Here is an 18053-nt window from a genome sequence, read left to right as displayed (position 1 = left end):
TATATTACTTTTTGTAAGCTACAGCCTTTTGTTTACTTGTTCCCAAACCTTCAATTCCAAGTTCTACAACATCACCTGCTTTTAAGTAAATTGGATCTGGTTTAATACCTAAACCAACTCCCGGAGGCGTTCCTGTACTAATAATATCACCAGGAAGCAAAGTCATAAACTGACTTAAATAATGCACTAAATAAGGAATTTTAAAAACTAAATTTAAGGTGTTGCTGTCTTGGTATTTTTTACCATTTACACTCAGCCACATCGATAAATTATCAACATCTTTTACTTCATCTTTTGTAGCCAAAAATGGTCCAAGAGGTGCAAATGTATCGCAGCCTTTTCCTTTTGCCCATTGTCCGCCGCGCTCAATTTGAAATTCTCTTTCGCTGTAATCATTCAATAAAGCATAACCAGCAACGTAATCTAAAGCTTCAGCTTCTTCAACATAACTTGCTTTTTTGCCTACAACAAAAGCTAACTCCACTTCCCAATCCGTTTTTACACTGTTTTTCGGAATAATTACATCATCATCTGGACCGCATAAAGAAGTCGTTGACTTAAAAAAGATAATCGGCTCTGTTGGAATTGGTGCGTTTGTTTCTTTACAGTGATCTACATAGTTCAATCCAATACAGATTATTTTTGAAGGCCTCGCAACAGGAGACCCTAAACGAATACTCGCATCAACTTCTGGCCAAGAAGGATTGCTGTCTAATGCCTTTTGTAATTTTTCTAAACCATTTTCTTCAAAAAAACTTTCGTTAAAATCTGAAACGATAGAAGAAACATCATATCTTTTTTCATTAATTAAAACTCCTGGTTTTTCTTTTCCGATTTCTCCAAAACGTATTAATTTCATTTTTTTTCTATTTTTTGATTAATTATTTTTTAGGTTCTAAGGTTTTTAAAGGTACTGAGTTACTAAGATTCTAAGGTTCTAAGTTTTTTTCTTAGCACCTTAGTCCCTCAGAACCTTAATCCCTTTTCTAGTTATTTAATTTAATAAATCCTCCGTCGATTGGGTAATCGCATCCTGTGATAAATCCAGCTTCTTCGCTGCATAAGTACAAAGCCAGAGCGGCAATTTCGTCTGGTTTTCCCATACGGCCGATTGGTTGTGACTTAGAAAGTTTATCAAACATTTCTTCTTCTTTTCCAGCATAATTTTTAGAGATAAATCCATCTACAAAAGGTGTGTGAACTCTTGCAGGAGAAATAGAATTACATCTGATATTTTCATTTAAATAATCTCTTGCTACAGATAAAGTCATCGCCATTACAGCTCCTTTTGCTGTTGAATATGCAAATCTGTCCGAAATTCCAACCCACGCAGCAATTGACGCCATGTTTAAAATCACACCGCCATTTGAAAGTCGGAATTGTGGAATCGCCGCAAACAAACAGTTGTAAACTCCTTTTACGTTTACGTCCATTACACGATCAAAATCAGCTTCAGAAGTAGTGTCTACTTTCCCAACATTTGCGATTCCGGCATTATTGATTAAAATATTGATATTTCCTATTTTTTCGAAAGTTGCTTTAACATCAGCTTGACTAGAAACATTACAGGCATATGAAAACACATTTCCTCCTTCTTTTTTAATTTCGTCAACAGCATCTTGTGCACTTTCAATAGATAAATCAATAATATGAACTTCTGCACCTTGCTTGGCAAACAAAGCAGCAATTGCTCTTCCTATTCCGCTTCCGCCGCCCGTTATGACTGCTTTTTTATTTTGTAATGAAAACATCTCTTTAATTATTTAGTATTATAAAAACCGTATTTTTTGATTAAAATCATTTGCATAAATAATAAATGTAAAAAACACAATTACAAATGTAGCTGATATAAATTAAATTTGAGTTTTATTTTTTTACTAATCTAATAAAATGATCTTTCTTTAATAAATTATAACATTTTTTGTGCGCTTTGTAAAAATTTTACAGAAGTTTAAAGCTTTACACAAAAAAGAATGTGTTAAAAACTACAATTTCTTGCCTATCTCAATCTTATTCCTAATTTTGTAATTGTATTTTTTACATTTATTATTTTCCATACACATAATTCAATCAAAAATGGCAGTATTAAAAGGCATTACGTGGAATCATACAAGAGGTTTATTGCCTATGGTTGCAACGGCACAGCGCTTTACCGAGTTAAATCCTGAAATCGAAATTACTTGGGAGAAAAGAAGTTTACAAGAATTTGCAGATGCTTCTATTGAAGATCTTGCAAAAAGATTTGACTTACTTGTAATCGATCATCCGTGGACGGGTTTTGGTGCGCATACTAATACTATACTCCCACTTTCTGATTATTTGTCTGCTGATTATATAAAAGATCAAGAAACAAATACGGTTGGAAAATCATACGGAAGTTATATTTTCAGCAATAAACTATGGGCTTTGCCTATTGACGCTGCGACTCCAGTTGCAGCAGCTCGTTTGGATATTTTAGAAAAAGCAGGACTTGAGGTTCCTCAAACATATGACGATTTATTGGCTTTAGCCAAAAAAGGTTTGGTTGCATTTGCTGGAATTCCAGTTGATGTTTTAATGAGCTTTTATATGTTCTGCTGCAGTTTGGGTGAAGCTCCTTTTCAATCTGAAGATAAAGTTATTTCTGTTCAAACAGGAAAAATAGCTTTGCAGTTATTTCGAGAATTGGCACAATTAATTGATCCTGCCAACTTTAATCGAAATCCAATTCAGGTTTACGAAGCGATGGTTAATTCAAATGAAATTGCCTACTGCCCTTTTGCTTATGGATATTCGAACTATTCAAGAGCGGGATACAGCAAAAACCTGCTTCATTTTTATGATTTAGTAAAGCTACATAATGCGCCAATGATTAGTTCTTTGGGAGGAACAGGATTAGCAGTTTCTTCTTTCAGCAAGCATATTCCCGAAGCGATTCGTTATGCCGAATTTACAGGATCTTCTCATGTTCAGCAGAATATTTTTGCTGATAATGGCGGTCAGCCAGGACATTTGCAAGCATGGAAAAACGACAGAATCAATTCGATAACAAATAATTATTTCAAAAATACGCTGCCTGCTTTAGAAAGAGCATTTTTAAGACCAAGATATTCTGGACATATGTATTTTCAAGATCATGCGGGCGATGTGGTTCGTGATTATTTATTGTACGGCGGTAACGAAGAACTGGTTTTAGAAGAATTGGATTCACTTTATGCTAAATCTTTAAAATTACAAAACTCATGAAACCATTAGAAGGATTAATTGTATTAGAGTTCTGCCAGTTTTTGGCAGGTCCTTCTGCTGGATTAAAACTGGCCGATTTAGGTGCGAGAGTTATCAAAATCGAACGTCCCATAAAAGGTGAAGCTTGCAGGCAATTAAGCATCAAAGATCTTTTTGTTGATGACAGCAGCCTTTTGTTTCACACGATTAACAGAAATAAAGAATCTTTTGCGGCCGATTTAAAAAATCCCGACGATTTGGTTTTAATTAAAAAACTAATCGAAAAGGCTGATATTATGACACATAATTTCAGACCAGGTGTAATGGAAAAAATCGGACTGGATTATAATACAACGCTTACCATTAATCCGAAGATTATTTACGGAACTATAACAGGTTACGGAGATAAAGGTCCATGGGCAAAAAAACCGGGACAAGATTTGCTTTTACAGTCGCTTTCGGGTTTAAGCTGGTTGAGCGGACGAAAAAGTCAAGGCCCAGTTCCGTTTGGTCTGGCTGTAGCCGATTTAATGTGCGGCAATCATTTTGTACAAGGAATTTTGGCTGCATTATTAAAAAGAGCCAAAACAGGAAAAGGTGTTTTGGTTGAAGTGAGTTTATTGGAATCTATTCTAGATGTTCAGTTTGAAGCGCTTACTTCTTTCTTAAACGATGGCGGACAACAACCGGAACGAGGCGATATTAAAGGGAGCGCACATGCTTTTTTGAGTGCACCTTATGGAGTTTATAAAACACAAGACGATTATATTTCGCTGGCAATGGGCGATTTACTTTTTATAGGAAATACGCTTGGAGTCGATTTAAATCAATATGCTGACAAACATCTTTGGTTTGAAAAAAGAGACGAAATCAGAATCCTTTTAGCCAATAAATTAGCGGAACAAAAAGCAGATTATTGGTTAGAATTACTTCAAAAACAAGAAATTTGGGCTGGAAAAGTTCTCGATTATGAAACTTTAGACCAACAGCCTTTTGTGAAGGATTTACAATTAAAACAAACCGTAAAAAATTCAGACGGAGAAACTTTGGTTACCACCCGAAGTCCGATTCAGTTAGATGGAAAAATTCTGTTAAGTGAAAAAGCAGCACCAAAAGTAGGTCAAAATAATTTAAGTATACACAAAGAGCTAATTCAATCTTTTGAGTGATTTTTTCTTCATCAGTATTATATTTAAATCTGCATCAATCTGTGTAAATCTGCGTGAAAAAATCTATTTAAAAAGTATTTCACGCAGATTTTGAAAGATTTCAGCAGATCAAATTAGATTTTACTTTTTGAATGAAAACGGTTAAACAAATAAACGATTCAACGATAAAACGATAAAACGGTTAAACAAAAAAAATGAAACCATTAGAAGATTATTTAATAGTAGATTTTAGTCAGTTTCTTTCAGGTCCGTCGGCAAGTCTTCGCTTGGCTGATTTGGGCGCACGCGTTATAAAAATTGAAAAACCAGGAACTGGCGATATTTGCAGAACCTTATATACTTCTGACTTAATTATGAACGGCGAATCGTCTGTTTTTCATACCATAAACAGAAATAAAGAATCGTTTGCTATTGATTTTAAACAACCTGAAGAACTTCAAAAATTAAAAAAATTATTAGCAAAAGCCGATGTTGTCATGCATAATTTCAGACCGGGCGTAATGGAACGCATTGGTTTAAGTTATGATGATGTAAAAGCAATAAATCCAACGGTAGTTTATGCTTCAATTTCGGGTTTTGGAAATCATCCTGAACTTAAAGATTTACCAGGACAGGATTTATTATTGCAATCTTTAACGGCTTTAACTTGGTTGAGCGGTAATCAGGAAGATGGTCCTGTACCAATGGGATTGTCGATTGTTGATATGCTTGCTGGCGCACATTTAGCACAAGGAATTTTAGCTGCTTTATATAAAAAAGCAACACAAAATATAGGCGGAACTGTTCAAGTAAGTATGCTGGAATCAGCTTTTGATTTTCAATTTGAAACTATTACAACTTTCTTTAATGATGGCGGCGAATTGCCCGTTCGAACTAAAACTAACAATGCTCATGCTTATCTAGGCGCGCCATACGGAATTTACGAAACCAAAAACGGTTATCTGGCTTTGGCAATGGGATCGATTCCTGTTTTGGCTTCATTGCTGAAATGTGATGAATTGCTGCCATTCCCAGAGAATAAATTTACGCTTAGAGATGAAATCAAAAATATTTTAGCCTCTCACCTATTGACACAGGAAACGCAGTTTTGGCTGGATATTTTAGAACCTGCCGATATTTGGTGTGCAGGAGTTTTAAACTATGAACAGCTTTTTAAAGAAGACGGCTTTAAAGTTCTAGAGTTTACACAACAGGTTGAAATGCTTGACGGTTATTCGTATAAAACTACTAGATGTCCGATAAAAATTGATGGTGAATATTTTACATCAACTAAAGGTTCTCCAAAATTAGGACAGGATAATGAGCGAATTATAAATGAGTTTATAGTATAAAAAGTATGGCAAAATTTAGAATCGCTGTTAGAAAATTTTCTCCTTTCGAAAGCACGCTGCAAAAGCTGTGGGATGCTTTTTGTTTGAAAAACAATGTTCAAATTGAGATTGAAATGGTTCCATTGGAACTGCACGATCTCTATGAAAAAACCATCATAAAAAAAGGCTTAAAAAAGGGTAAATGGGATATTGCACACCTAAATACAGATTGGATTTTTGATGCTGTAAATGAAAAAGCAGTTCTGGATTTAACTTCTTTTATTACTCAAAATCCTCCGCAGAATTATCCCGACGGCTGGCACAAATCGTTATTGCATTTGCAGCAGATTAAAAACGGAACGTTCGGTCTTCCGTTTCATGATGGCCCAGAGTGCTTGATCTTTAGAAAGGATCTATTTGAAAATCCAATTGAAAAAGAAAACTTCAAAAAACAATTTGGTTACGAATTGTTCCCTCCTAAAACTTGGGAGCAATTCACCCAAATCGCGACATTTTTCAACCGCCCTGAAAGCAATTTATACGGCTGTGTTTTTGCCAATTATCCTGACGGTCATAATATGGTTTTCGATTTCTGTTTGCAATTATGGACACGAGGCGGCTCTCTTTTAGACAATAACAATCAAATTAATATCAATCATAATCAAGCTGCTGAGGCTTTAGATTATTATAGAACTATTGTAAGTAATACAGCTGCTGTTCATCCAGGGTCGAAGAATTTTGGCTCTGTTGAAGCAGGTATGGCTTTCGCCGAAGGACAAGCTGCAATGGCTATAAACTGGTTTGGATTTGCTTCGATGTGTGAAGTTATCGATGAATCGAAAGTAAAAGGCAAAGTAGATATTACAGAATTGCCTTTTAACGCAAACTGCAAAACGGCTTCGTTAAATGTGTATTGGCTGTACACGATTGGAACTGGAAGTAAAAATCAGCAATTAGCTTACGATTTTTTACGATTCGCAACAACGGCTGAAAGCGATAAATTATTGACTACTGAAGGAGGAATTGGCTGTCGAAAATCGACTTGGAATGATGCCGAAATCAATAAAACGATTCCGTATTACCATAAACTCGAAATGCTGCATGAAAATGCTTTGACTTTACCGCAAACTCCAATTTGGCCTAAAGTAACTGAATTTATAGATCAGATGGTTTTGAAAGCGATTGAAACAGAAATTCCATCAAAAATATTGTTAGAAATAACACAGCATAATATCGAAAAATTAATTCAAAATGTTTAACCACAATCTTGTCATCATGAGAAATGAGGGATGACAAAAATGAGGATATTGGCTTTGGCGACAAGACCTTCATCAAAATTCCTTGATTAACTAAAAACATAAAAAAATGAATATTCCATATAAACCTTTACTGCCCGAAACCAAACAGCCGATTATCATTATCGGAGCCAGCGGAATTGTGAAAGACGCGCATTTACCTGCCTATAAAATGGCTGGTTTTACGGTTTTTGGCATTACGAATAGAACGATTGCAAAAGCACACGATTTAGCCAAAGAATTTGAAATTCAGCATGTTTTTGAAAATGTTGCCGATGCGGTTAAAAATGCGCCATCAAATGCGGTTTACGATATTACGGTTCTGCCTGATCAATATATCGAAATATTAGAGCAATTGCCAGATGGAGCAACAGTTTTGATTCAGAAACCAATGGGGAATGATTTGGCTCAGGCAAGAGAGATTGTCGAAGTATGCGAAAGAAAAAATCTTGTTGCAGCTATCAATTTTCAGCTTCGTTTTTCACCATTTGTCAGCGCTGCGAGATATTTAATCAATGAAGGATTGATTGGCGATTTATATGATTTTGAATTTAAAGTTACGGTAAATACACCTTGGGAATTATTTCCGTTAATTAAAGAACATCCAAGATTGGAGATTCTTTTTCACAGTGTGCATTACATTGATTGTATTAGATCTTTTCTAGGAAATCCGAAAAGTGTAATGGCGAAAACAGCCAAACATCCGCTTAAAAAATTATCATCATGCCGCTCTACTATTATTCTAGATTATGGCGAAAATAAACACGTTGTTATCAACACAAATCACGATCATCATTTTGGTCCAAAACACGAAGAAAGCTATATAAAATGGGAAGGAACAAAAGGAGCCATCAAAGCCAAAATGGGTTTACTGATGAATTATCCTGATGGACTTCCAGACATTTTTGAATATGCGATTGAGAACGAAGAAGGCAAATATGAATGGAAAAAAGTTGATCTTGAGGGCTCATGGTTTCCTGAAGCTTTCATTGGAACGATGTCAAATTTAATGCGCTTTAAAGAAGGCTCAGACTCAAAATTATTAGCAAGCGTTCAAGACGTTTTAGATACCATGAAAGTCGTTGAAGCCTGCTACATCAGCAACACAAACGGAGGGATTTTAATTTAAGTCTTAAAGTCAAAAGTCGAAAGTCTTAAAGACTTGGCTTTATAACACTTTATGACTTTTAACATTACAACTTTAGACTTTCAAACTTTAGACTTTACAACTTTACGACTAAATATTTATGTATTTCAAATCAACTTTTTTCGAGGATTACTTACTTGATGATAAGCGAGTAACTTTAGGCAGAACCATTACAGAAACTGATTTTGTGGTTCATGCCGGACATACGGGAGATTTTTTCCCTCATCACATGGATGCTGAATGGTGCAAAACACAACCATTCGGACAGCGTATTGCGCACGGAACTATGGTTTTTGCCATTGGTATCGGACTAACTGCTTCTGAAATAAATCCTGAAGCTTTTTCTAGAGGATATGACAAAATGCGTTTTGTAAAACCAGTTCATATTGGCGATACAATCCATTCTGAAATTACCATTTCTGAAAAAGGCGAAGCCAAAAATCCCGAAATGGGAACCGTAACAGAACATGTTGAAATCATTAACCAAAGAGGTGAAGTGGTTTTGGTATGTGATCACCTTCTTTTGGTCAAAAAGAAATAACTCTTTTTGAGGGACAAAGGTTCAAAGTTGCAAAGGGACAGAGGTTTTGCCTTCATTACCTTTAGATCAAGACGCACTGCTGTGCGTCTCTACAAAACCTTTGAACCTCTGAACCTCTGCATCTTTGAACCTTTAAAAAAACTAACTAATGCAAGTAACAAACCAAACTGGCGACATACACGAAGTAGCGTCAGAAGGCGGAAAGGGAACAAAATACCTTTTGCCATTTATTTTAATTACCAGCTTATTTTTCCTTTGGGGAATGGCGCATGGCCTTGACGGTATTTTAATTCCGCATTTAAAAAAGGCTTGTGAATTAAACAATAGACAATCTACTTTGATTGATACTTCTATCTTTTTTGCATATTTTATAATGGCTATTCCTGCAGGAATTATTATAAAAAAAATAGGTTACAAAAACAGCATCATTACTGGATTATTAGTTTTTGCAGCTGGAGCTTTTTTATTTGTGCCAGCAGCAAACAATAGAACGTACGAGCTTTTTTTACTTGCTTTATTTATTATCGGCTGTGGTTTAACAATTTTAGAGACAAGTGCTAATCCGTATGCTGCTATATTAGGGCCAGCTGAATCATCTTCTACCAGATTAAATTTAGCTGCTTCTTTTAATGGTCTAGCAGTAACATTAGCTCCATTATTAGGAGGAGTATTTATACTCTCAGGAGTTAATCACACCCCCGAGCAAATGGCATCCATGTCAGAAGTGGCAAAAGCATCATATCTTTTAGAAGAAGCCTCTGCTGTAAAATTACCCTATATTATTTTAGGAAGCGTTTTAGTTTTAGTTGCTATCATATTCTATTTTATGCACTTACCATCTATGAAATCTCAACAGACAGAAACTGAACCTAAACCAGGGTTCTTTTCAGTTTTGAAATTTTCTCACTTAAGCTGGGCAGTTGTTGCACAATTTTTTTATGTAGGAGCACAAGTTTGTGTAACTAGCTTTTTTGTGCGAATTGCACAAAAAGAAGCTGGCTTAGATGAAAAAACAGCTGCTTATTATTTAGGAATTTATGGTTTCTTATTCATGTTGGGAAGATTTAGCGGAACTTTCTTTTTAAAGTTTATTAAAGATTATATTTTATTGTCAATATATTGTATAATAAGCGCTTTTCTTTGTTTAGTAGCTATTTACGGATCAGGGATTTATATAATTTACGCTTTAGGCGGTATTGGCTTTTTTATGTCAATTATGTTCCCAACTATTTTCTCATTAGGATTAGTCGGTTTAAAATCGAATACAGAAACGGGTTCTTCTTGGCTTGTAATGTCGATTGTGGGTGGTGCAATTCTTCCTTATGCAATGGGAACTTTAATCGATATGAAACACGATGACATTCAATCAGGATATATTATTCCGCTTTTGTGCTTTGTGATTATTTTATCGTTTGGTTTGTACGGACATAAAGTGAAAGCTTTAAAACAATAAATCATTTTAAATATTAGATTTAATAAAAAACGCCTCAATTAATTGAGGCGTTTTTCGTCATGTTTAAATTTAATTAATAGGCGATCATCGAAGAAACATGATCATTGTGGAATTTTTATTGCTTTTGCTTCTATTTCCAGCCTCCGCCAAGAGATCTGTATAAATTAACAACGGCTTGCAGTTTTTGCAAGTTATCATTTACACCGCTCAATTGCGCCGCTAAAAGGTTTTGTTCTGAAGTTAATACATCGGTGTAATTTGTTGCCGAACTGTACTCTAAAAGCTGTTGCGTAAAATCGACTGCTTTTTCTAAAGCTTCAATTTGTTTTTCTCTTGAATCTTCTTTTTCTACTGCCATCTCATAAGCATACAAAGCATTTGAAACTTCTTGTCCTGCATTTAAAAGACTTTGCTGAAAATTATTGTAAGCTTGTAATTGTTGTGACTGCGCATTTGTTAATCTCATTTTATTAAGCCCTTGATTAAAAATCGGCTGTGTTAAACCGCCAATAATCGAGTAGAAAATAGAATTACTAAAGAAATCTTTCAACTCTAAATTCGAAAATCCGCTGCTCGCTGTAAGTGTCAAACTTGGGTAAAAATACGTTTTAGCCAAATTCGTCGATTCAAAAGCAACTCTGAAATTAAATTCCGCTTGACGAACATCTGGGCGATTGTGCAATAATTGTGAAGGCATGCCTACAGCAATATTCTCAGGAATAATCTGCGTACCTAATACTCCTCTTTCAATTGCTCCAGGCGCCTGCCCTAACAAAATATTTATTGCATTCTCGGTTTCGCGAATGCTTTGTTTTAAATCTGGAATCAAAACCTCAGCAGCATGCTGATTGGCTTCACTTTGTACTACAGCCGCACCAGTTACAATAGCACCTTCTTTTAATTCTTTAATCGTTTCAACATTTTTGATTCGACTTGCCAATGTAGCTTCTGTAATTGCTAATTGTTTATCGTAAGCTAACAACAAGAAGTAATTATTTGCAATGTCTGAGATCAATTGTGTCTGAATTGCTTGCTTTGCAGCATCTGTAGCAAGATAAGAAGCTAAAGCAGCTCTTTTTGAACTGCTTAGTTTTCCCCAAACATCAATTTCCCAAGAAGAACTTAAACCTAGTTTATGGGTTGTAGTTAATGTATTGATATTAATCCCCGGAGGAAAATTAAGTCCCGCTTGCGATTGTTTATTTCGCGTAATGTTTGCATCTACGTTTAATGTTGGATAATACGCTAATTTGCTTTGACGCAAAGCAGCTCTCGATTGCACAATATTTTCAATTGCATTTTTCAGATTAAGATTTTGGTCTAATCCTTTTTGAATTAACGCATTTAATTTTTCATCTTTAAAAACGCTCTGCCAAGGCATATCAGCAATTGTAGTAGAATCGGCAGAAGCCTGATCACGATACAGCTTATCTGTTGAGAGCGTTGTTGGACGTTCGTACTTTTTGGTAATCGAGCACGCACTTAAAAGTGCGGCTGTGATTACCATCAGAATATATTTATTTGAACTATTAGTCATCTCTGTTTTAATTAAATTTTACTCTTTGTGAGTTTCTAGTAACTGAATTTCCTCATCATCGTCTTCATCATCATAACCGTCTTTTGCAGGACCGCTTACTCTTTCTTGTAAGGTTTGGAAAATGATAAACAGAACCGGAATTACAAATACTCCCAAAATGGTTCCAATTAACATACCTCCAACAGCTCCTGTTCCAATCGATCTATTTCCTACAGCTCCTGCTCCAGTAGCAAACATTAAAGGAACAAGTCCTAAAATAAAGGCAAACGAAGTCATTAAAATTGGTCGTAAACGTGCTACGGCTCCTTCAATTGCGGCTTGTACGATTGGCAGACCTTTACGTCTTCTATCGAGGGCAAATTCGACGATCAAAATACCGTTCTTCGCAAGAAGTCCGATAAGCATAATTAAGGAAATCTGCAGGTAAATATTACTGTTTAGCTTGAACACAATCGAGAACAAATACGCTCCCGCTAATCCAAACGGAATGGAGAATAATACTGCAAACGGCAGAATATAACTTTCATACTGTGCACTTAATAAGAAGTAAACGAATACTAAACACAAAATAAAGATGAAAATCGTTTCACTTCCTGATGCTAACTCCTCACGCGTTAATCCTGAAAATTCGTATCCATAACCTGCAGGCAGATTTTCTGCTGCAACTTCTTGAATGGCTTTAATCGCATCTCCAGAACTAAATCCTGGATTTGGAGCTCCAGTAATCGAAATAGAAGAGAAAAGGTTAAATCTTGAAATCGATTCTGGTCCAAAAACTCTGGTCATTTTTACAAACTCTGTAATTGGAGCCATGTTTCCAGCACTGTTACGAATAAAGATTTTATTTAATCCTTCTGTATTAGTTCTAAATTCTGGCGAAGCCTGAATCATCACACGATATTGCTTTCCGAACTTATTGAAATTCGACGCATACAATCCACCATAATATCCCTGCATAGTTGATAAAATTGTGTTTATCGAAACTCCTGCATCTTTGGCTTTTGCCAAATTAATATCCATCATATATTGAGGGAAACCCGGATTAAAAGGTGTTGTTGCGTATTGTATTTCTGGACGTTTAGATAACTTTTCTAAAAACTCAGTATTCACTTTAAAGAACTCAGCAGTTGTGTGCCCGCCTTTATCTTGAAGCTGAAATTCGAATCCCCCACTTTGTCCAAAACCTTGAATAGTCGGCGGTGAAATGAAGAAAATATTAGCTTCACGAATTCCGCTTGTTTTAGCAAAAAGCTGCCCAATAACATCATTTACACTTAAATCACGCTCATCCCACGGCACTAATTTTACAATAACCATACTGTAAGCACTTCCCGCTCCAGCGGTAAAGTTCTGCCCAACAATACGAAGTGTATTTTTAACTCCTGGAATTGTCTTTGCAATACTGTCTACTTTTTTAGCCATTATATCTGAACGCTCCATAGAAGCTGATGGCGGTAAGCTTATATTAGCAAAAACAGTTCCTTGATCTTCTGATGGAACGAAAGCAGAAGGCGTGGTTTTCATCATATAAAATAATGCCAGACCCGATATCAAAATTGAAGCTAAAACGATCCATTTTTTTACAGAAAGGAAACTTACTGAACGTTTGTATCTTTTGGTTACATTATCAAATGCAACGTTAAATGAGGTATAAAAACGCTGTAAATAACTTTTATGTTTATGATCGTCAGCATGTGGTTTAAGTAAAAGCGCACACAAAGCCGGACTCAGCGTCAAGGCATTTACTGCCGAAAGTATAATCGCAACAGCCAGTGTTATACCAAACTGCTTATAGAAAACTCCTGTTGATCCTGTAATAAAAGTTACTGGAATAAATACCGCCGCCATTACTAATGTAATCGAAATAATCGCTCCCGAAATTTCGTCCATAGCATGAATAGTTGCTTTTTTAGCCGATTTATAACCGTGGTCTAATTTGGCGTGCACCGCCTCGACGACCACAATTGCATCATCGACGACAATACCAATGGCAAGAACCATCGCAAAAAGCGTTAATAAGTTGATCGTAAATCCGAATAAATTCAGGAAGAAGAACGTTCCCACAATTGCAACCGGAACTGCAATCGCTGGAATTAAAGTTGATCTAAAATCTTGAAGGAAAATAAATACTACGATGAAAACTAATATAAAAGCTTCGATCAAAGTATGAATTACTTTCTCGATAGAAGCATCTAAATTTTCATTAACATCCACCATAATGGTGTACTTCATCCCTTTTGGAAAAGTCTTTGCCGCTTCTTCAATTAACTTTTTAGAATTAATGATTACATCACGTGCATTAGATCCTGGAGTCTGGCTGATCGCCATTGCTGCCGATTCTACACCGTTTGTTTTAATCGTTTGTGCATAACTTAAAGATCCTAACTCTACTTTAGCCACATCTTTAAGTCGGAGCATTTGTCCGTTTCCTACCGATTTAATAACGATATCCTCAAATTCCTGAGCGCTTGTTAAACGTCCTTTGTATTTAATTACATATTGAAATGCTTGATTTCCGTTTTCACCAAATTTACCAGGTGCCGCTTCGATATTTTGTTCTGCCAAAGCAGCCGAAATATCACTCGGAATCAATTTATATTGCTGCATTACATCTGGTTTCAGCCAAATACGCATAGAATAATCTTTTGCACCAAAAACGGTTACATCTCCTACTCCAACTACACGCTGAATCTGCGGAACAAGATTGATCTTAGCATAATTTTGAAGAAAAGTTTGATCGTACGCTTTATCATCACTGTATAAAGAGAATATCAATAAGTTACTACTCTGACTTTTGGTTACTGTAACCCCTGCCTGAGTTACCTCTACTGGTAATAAACTTGTTGCTCTTGAAACTCTATTTTGAACGTTTACCGCCGCTAAATCTGGATCTGTACCAACTTTAAAGAAAATTTTAATCGAAGCATTTCCATCATTTGTTGCTGTAGAAGTCATGTAAGTCATGTTCTCTACACCATTAATCTGCTCTTCAAGCGGAATTACAATACTTTTAAGTACTACGTCGGCATTAGCTCCTGTATAACTTGCCGCTACGTTTACTGTAGGAGGCGCAATATCCGGATATTGAGAAATAGGTAACTCAATTAGGCCTAAAACACCTAAAATGACAATAATAACAGATATTACCGTCGAGAGTACGGGTCTTTGTATAAATTTTTTAAACATTTTTATGATTTTAAGTCAGCATAAACCATTTCTGATTTTTGATTTTTAGCTTTAATCTCACTTCCTTCTTTCAAAGAAGCTACTCCTTCTAATACAATTTCATCTCCTGCGTTTAAACCACTTGTAACTACATAATAGTTTTTGGCCGTATTTTCAAGAATCGTAATATTGACATTTTTAGTTTTGCCATCTTTTCCTACGACTACAGCAAAAATTTTATCCTGAAGTTCAAATGTTGCACTTTGAGGAATAATCATAGCATCTTTTACATCACTCGGAATTCTAATAGTTGTGCTGCTTCCGCTTCTAATAATTCCTTTTGGATTTGAGAAACGAGCTCTAATATTTACAGTTCCTGTTTCAGTATTAATTAACCCGTTTACAGTTTCTATTTTTCCTTTTTGATCGTAAGTTGAACCATCTGAAAGTAATAAAGAAACATCTGGCAGACTTTTAATTTTCTGACTTAACGATATTCCGGTATTATCTTTAGTAAAGTTTAAAAGCGCTTTTTCATTCATAGCAAAGTAAGCATACACATTTCCTATGCTCGAAACTGTTGTTAAAGCTTCTGCAGTATTAGAACTTACTAAACTTCCTAAACGGAATGGGATTGAACCTACAACACCGTCTACTGGACTTGTTACGGTGGTATATCCTAAATTGATTTTGGCATTTACTAAAGCTGCATTTGCCTGTGCTAAAGCTGCTAATGCCGATTCGTAAGTATATTGAGCTGACTCTAGGTCGTATTTGCTTATAATACCTTTTTCTACTAATGGTTTTACTTTATTAACTGCAAGTTTTGCAGTACTTACATCTGCTTGTGCACTTTTAATACTTGCAGCCGCTGTTCGTACTTGCTGCTCATATTCTGGCGCACTGATTTTAAACAATGGCTGGCCTGCTTTTACTACTGCACCTTCATCTACAAAAATCTTGTCAATATAACCTTCAACTCTTGGACGAATATCTATATTCTGCTGTCCTTGAATACTAGCAGGATAATCGCTGTTTAGTGTAGCCGATTCTGGCTGTAATATCAGCGTTTTATACTCTTTAACTTGTGGCGCGCCTCCGGCTTGAGCCGATTTATCACTTTTATTACCACAAGATGCGATAATAATTGATGCTGCGAAAATGCTTAAAAACGATTGCTTATTCATTGTTAAAATGTGTAATTATCTATTTATTAGTAAGCAAAAGAACTAAAATAGACTACGCGAAAAATAGGAAATAGACGAAAAGCAAAAGACAATCGATAGAGATGAGCTGACACACGATGAAATTTTTTAAAAATTAAACAACTGTTTAATTTCTAAACTCATCGGTTCTAATAAGGTTTATAAAGTCTCTAAATCTCTTTTTAGCGATTGCTTTTATATCTTATTTAAATAAAATGTAATATTGTCATAAAAAAGAAAACGTATAATGGCTTCAAACATTTTTAGACCTTATTTATTTACCGGACTGCATATATTGAGCTGGTTATTATTGGGATTTATCATGTTGTTTTACATCCCTTTAACCTGGAATGTAGTGCTTCCAACGGTTTTTTGGATTTGGCAGATAATAGTGCTGTTTTTATTAATAATTGTTTTCTATTCGAATGCCCGAATTATAGTTCCAAAAACCATAATAAAAGATAATACTTCGCCATTTTTACTGTGGGCTTTGCTGATTGTTTTTGTCATGCAGATCATTGCTTATTTTTATACATCGCAAACAGATCTTCACAGTAAAATACGTCTGGTTTTAGGATTAAGAAAGTATAAAAGTCCTTATTTTGACAATTATGTTTTAATGCTGACTTTATTGGTTCTAGGAATCAGTACAAGCTGGGCGATGCTCCAGCATTGGCAAAAAGCGGCTCAGCATAAACAAAAACTGGAACAGGATAAAACAATGGCAGAACTGGCAATGCTTAAAGCACAGATAAATCCGCACTTTTTCTTTAATTCCCTTAATAGTATTTATTCGCTTACTTATACTGATATTGAAGATTCAAGAAATGCGCTGCATACTTTAAGCCGAATGATGCGTTACTTGCTTTATAGTACTGAAGAAACAACAACTTTACTAAAAGAAGCTGACTTTATGAAGGATTTTATTGCTTTAATGAAACTTCGTGCTAACAGTAAACTTAGTATTACAACTGATATACCGCAAAAAATTCACGATTACCCAATAGTTCCAATGTTATTACTACCTTTAGTAGAAAATGCCTTTAAACATGGTGTTCATGCTACTGATAAAAGTGAAATTCATATTTCGCTGAGACAGAAGGACAGTACTTTAGAATTTGAAGTAGAAAATACATATTTCGAAAAATCTTCAACTACAAATGAAGGCGGTATTGGGTTAACAAATACAAAACGCAGACTGCATTTAATTTACCCTGACAAGCATACTTTAAAAGCCGGTATTGCCCCAAATGGCAAATACAATGTAAAACTGCACTTAACTTTAGATTAACGATGGTATTAAAATGTATAGCTGTAGACGATGAACCACTCGCATTAAAGCTCGTGGAAACTTTTATTGAGCAAACGCCTTTTTTACAATTGAGCGCCAGTTGCGATAATGCAGTCGAAGCTATGGCTTTGATTCGTGACAAACAGCCAGATCTTGTTTTTTTGGATATAAACATGCCAAATTTAACTGGTATGGAACTCGCCCGACTTTTGCAAGATCAGCCAGGATCACTTCCTAGAATTGTTTTTACAACAGCTTACAACCATTATGCTATAGAAGGTTATAGAGTAAATGCTGTAGATTATCTCTTAAAGCCTTTTAGCTATGAAGAGTTTCTGCGCGCCGCAAACAAAGTACTGCAATTAACAGAAGATAATTCTAACCAATTTCAGTCTATTACTGCCGATGATGAATTTATTTTCTTAAAAGTAGAATATCAGTGGGTTAGAATTTCTTTAAAACATATTTTATATATAGAAAGTTTAAAAGATTATGTAAAAGTACATCTCGACGATTCTCAAAAAACAGTGCTGTCACTTATATCCTTAAAAGCACTGGAAGAAAAACTGCCTTCAACCAAATTTATGAGAGTTCACCGCTCATTTATTGTTTCGCTGGATCAAATTACCGCTATTAGTAAAAATTCACTTTTTATTGGAAAATTTGAAATTACAGTAGGCGAACAATACAAAGAAACGTTTAAAACCATTGTAGATAAATGGTTAAAATAAAATTG

14 protein-coding genes are annotated in these 18053 nt (G+C 35.3%); 9 read left to right on the top strand and 5 right to left on the bottom strand.

Going from position 1 to position 18053, the window contains the following annotated elements; all coding sequences use genetic code 11:
- Positions 1-4 precede the first annotated feature (4 nt).
- On the bottom strand, positions 5-859 hold the full coding sequence (locus ACHRV0_RS16085; RefSeq protein ID WP_395441576.1) for a fumarylacetoacetate hydrolase family protein: 855 nt from the start codon (positions 857-859) through the stop codon (positions 5-7).
- Positions 860-986: 127 nt separating this feature from the next.
- On the bottom strand, positions 987-1751 hold the full coding sequence (locus ACHRV0_RS16080) for an SDR family NAD(P)-dependent oxidoreductase (protein WP_395441575.1): 765 nt from the start codon (positions 1749-1751) through the stop codon (positions 987-989).
- A 325-nt stretch (positions 1752-2076) separates the two neighbouring features.
- Here ACHRV0_RS16080 and ACHRV0_RS16075 point away from each other — a divergent pair, with 325 nt between their 5' ends.
- From ACHRV0_RS16075 to fucP, 7 genes are all read left to right on the top strand, one after another.
- A complete protein-coding gene (locus tag ACHRV0_RS16075) occupies positions 2077-3225 on the top strand; it encodes an ABC transporter substrate-binding protein (RefSeq protein ID WP_395441574.1) in 1149 nt (382 codons plus the stop codon).
- Positions 3222-4373: a CaiB/BaiF CoA transferase family protein gene (locus ACHRV0_RS16070; RefSeq protein ID WP_395441573.1), complete on the top strand. Its 1152-nt coding sequence runs from the start codon at positions 3222-3224 to the stop codon at positions 4371-4373. The genes ACHRV0_RS16075 and ACHRV0_RS16070 overlap by 4 nt, the downstream gene beginning before the upstream one ends.
- 194 nt (positions 4374-4567) lie before the next feature.
- Positions 4568-5704 carry a CaiB/BaiF CoA transferase family protein gene (locus ACHRV0_RS16065; RefSeq protein ID WP_395441572.1) on the top strand — a complete coding sequence of 379 codons (1137 nt, stop codon included), beginning with the start codon at positions 4568-4570 and terminating at the stop codon, positions 5702-5704.
- A 5-nt stretch (positions 5705-5709) separates the two neighbouring features.
- Positions 5710-6942, top strand: coding sequence for an extracellular solute-binding protein (locus tag ACHRV0_RS16060; RefSeq protein WP_395441571.1), 1233 nt, complete (start codon positions 5710-5712; stop codon positions 6940-6942).
- Between the two features lie 106 nt (positions 6943-7048).
- Complete coding sequence (locus ACHRV0_RS16055; protein WP_395441570.1) at positions 7049-8107, top strand: Gfo/Idh/MocA family oxidoreductase; 1059 nt, start codon at positions 7049-7051, stop codon at positions 8105-8107.
- A 118-nt stretch (positions 8108-8225) separates the two neighbouring features.
- The gene (locus ACHRV0_RS16050; RefSeq protein ID WP_089059310.1) at positions 8226-8666 is read left to right on the top strand and encodes a MaoC/PaaZ C-terminal domain-containing protein; all 441 of its coding nucleotides are present in this window, start codon (positions 8226-8228) and stop codon (positions 8664-8666) included.
- 148 nt (positions 8667-8814) lie between these two features.
- Positions 8815-10119, top strand: a complete 1305-nt coding sequence (gene fucP, locus ACHRV0_RS16045; RefSeq protein WP_395441569.1) for an L-fucose:H+ symporter permease — start codon at positions 8815-8817, stop codon at positions 10117-10119.
- 130 nt (positions 10120-10249) lie between these two features.
- Here fucP and ACHRV0_RS16040 read toward each other — a convergent pair whose 3' ends face one another.
- Genes ACHRV0_RS16040 through ACHRV0_RS16030 form a run of 3 tightly spaced genes read right to left on the bottom strand, consistent with a single transcriptional unit; the run spans position 10250 to position 16008 of the window.
- Positions 10250-11656: an efflux transporter outer membrane subunit gene (locus ACHRV0_RS16040; protein ID WP_395441568.1), complete on the bottom strand. Its 1407-nt coding sequence runs from the start codon at positions 11654-11656 to the stop codon at positions 10250-10252.
- An 18-nt stretch (positions 11657-11674) separates the two neighbouring features.
- Entirely contained in the window at positions 11675-14842 is a 3168-nt protein-coding gene (locus tag ACHRV0_RS16035; RefSeq protein WP_129024884.1) for an efflux RND transporter permease subunit, read from the bottom strand.
- Between the two features lie 2 nt (positions 14843-14844).
- Positions 14845-16008 (bottom strand): efflux RND transporter periplasmic adaptor subunit, encoded by a 1164-nt coding sequence (locus ACHRV0_RS16030; RefSeq protein WP_395441567.1) that lies wholly within the window; start codon positions 16006-16008, stop codon positions 14845-14847.
- A 265-nt stretch (positions 16009-16273) separates the two neighbouring features.
- Here ACHRV0_RS16030 and ACHRV0_RS16025 point away from each other — a divergent pair, with 265 nt between their 5' ends.
- The gene (locus ACHRV0_RS16025) at positions 16274-17317 is read left to right on the top strand and encodes a sensor histidine kinase (RefSeq protein WP_395441566.1); all 1044 of its coding nucleotides are present in this window, start codon (positions 16274-16276) and stop codon (positions 17315-17317) included.
- A gap of 2 nt (positions 17318-17319) precedes the next feature.
- Complete coding sequence (locus tag ACHRV0_RS16020; RefSeq protein WP_089054715.1) at positions 17320-18048, top strand: LytTR family DNA-binding domain-containing protein; 729 nt, start codon at positions 17320-17322, stop codon at positions 18046-18048.
- The last annotated feature ends 5 nt before the right edge of the window (positions 18049-18053 follow it).

The organism is Flavobacterium sp. FlaQc-30 (genome assembly GCF_044005885.1).
Lineage (GTDB): Bacteria > Bacteroidota > Bacteroidia > Flavobacteriales > Flavobacteriaceae > Flavobacterium.
The sequence above is the reverse complement of the archived record's forward strand: the minus strand, read 5'-3'. Positions and strand labels throughout refer to the sequence as shown.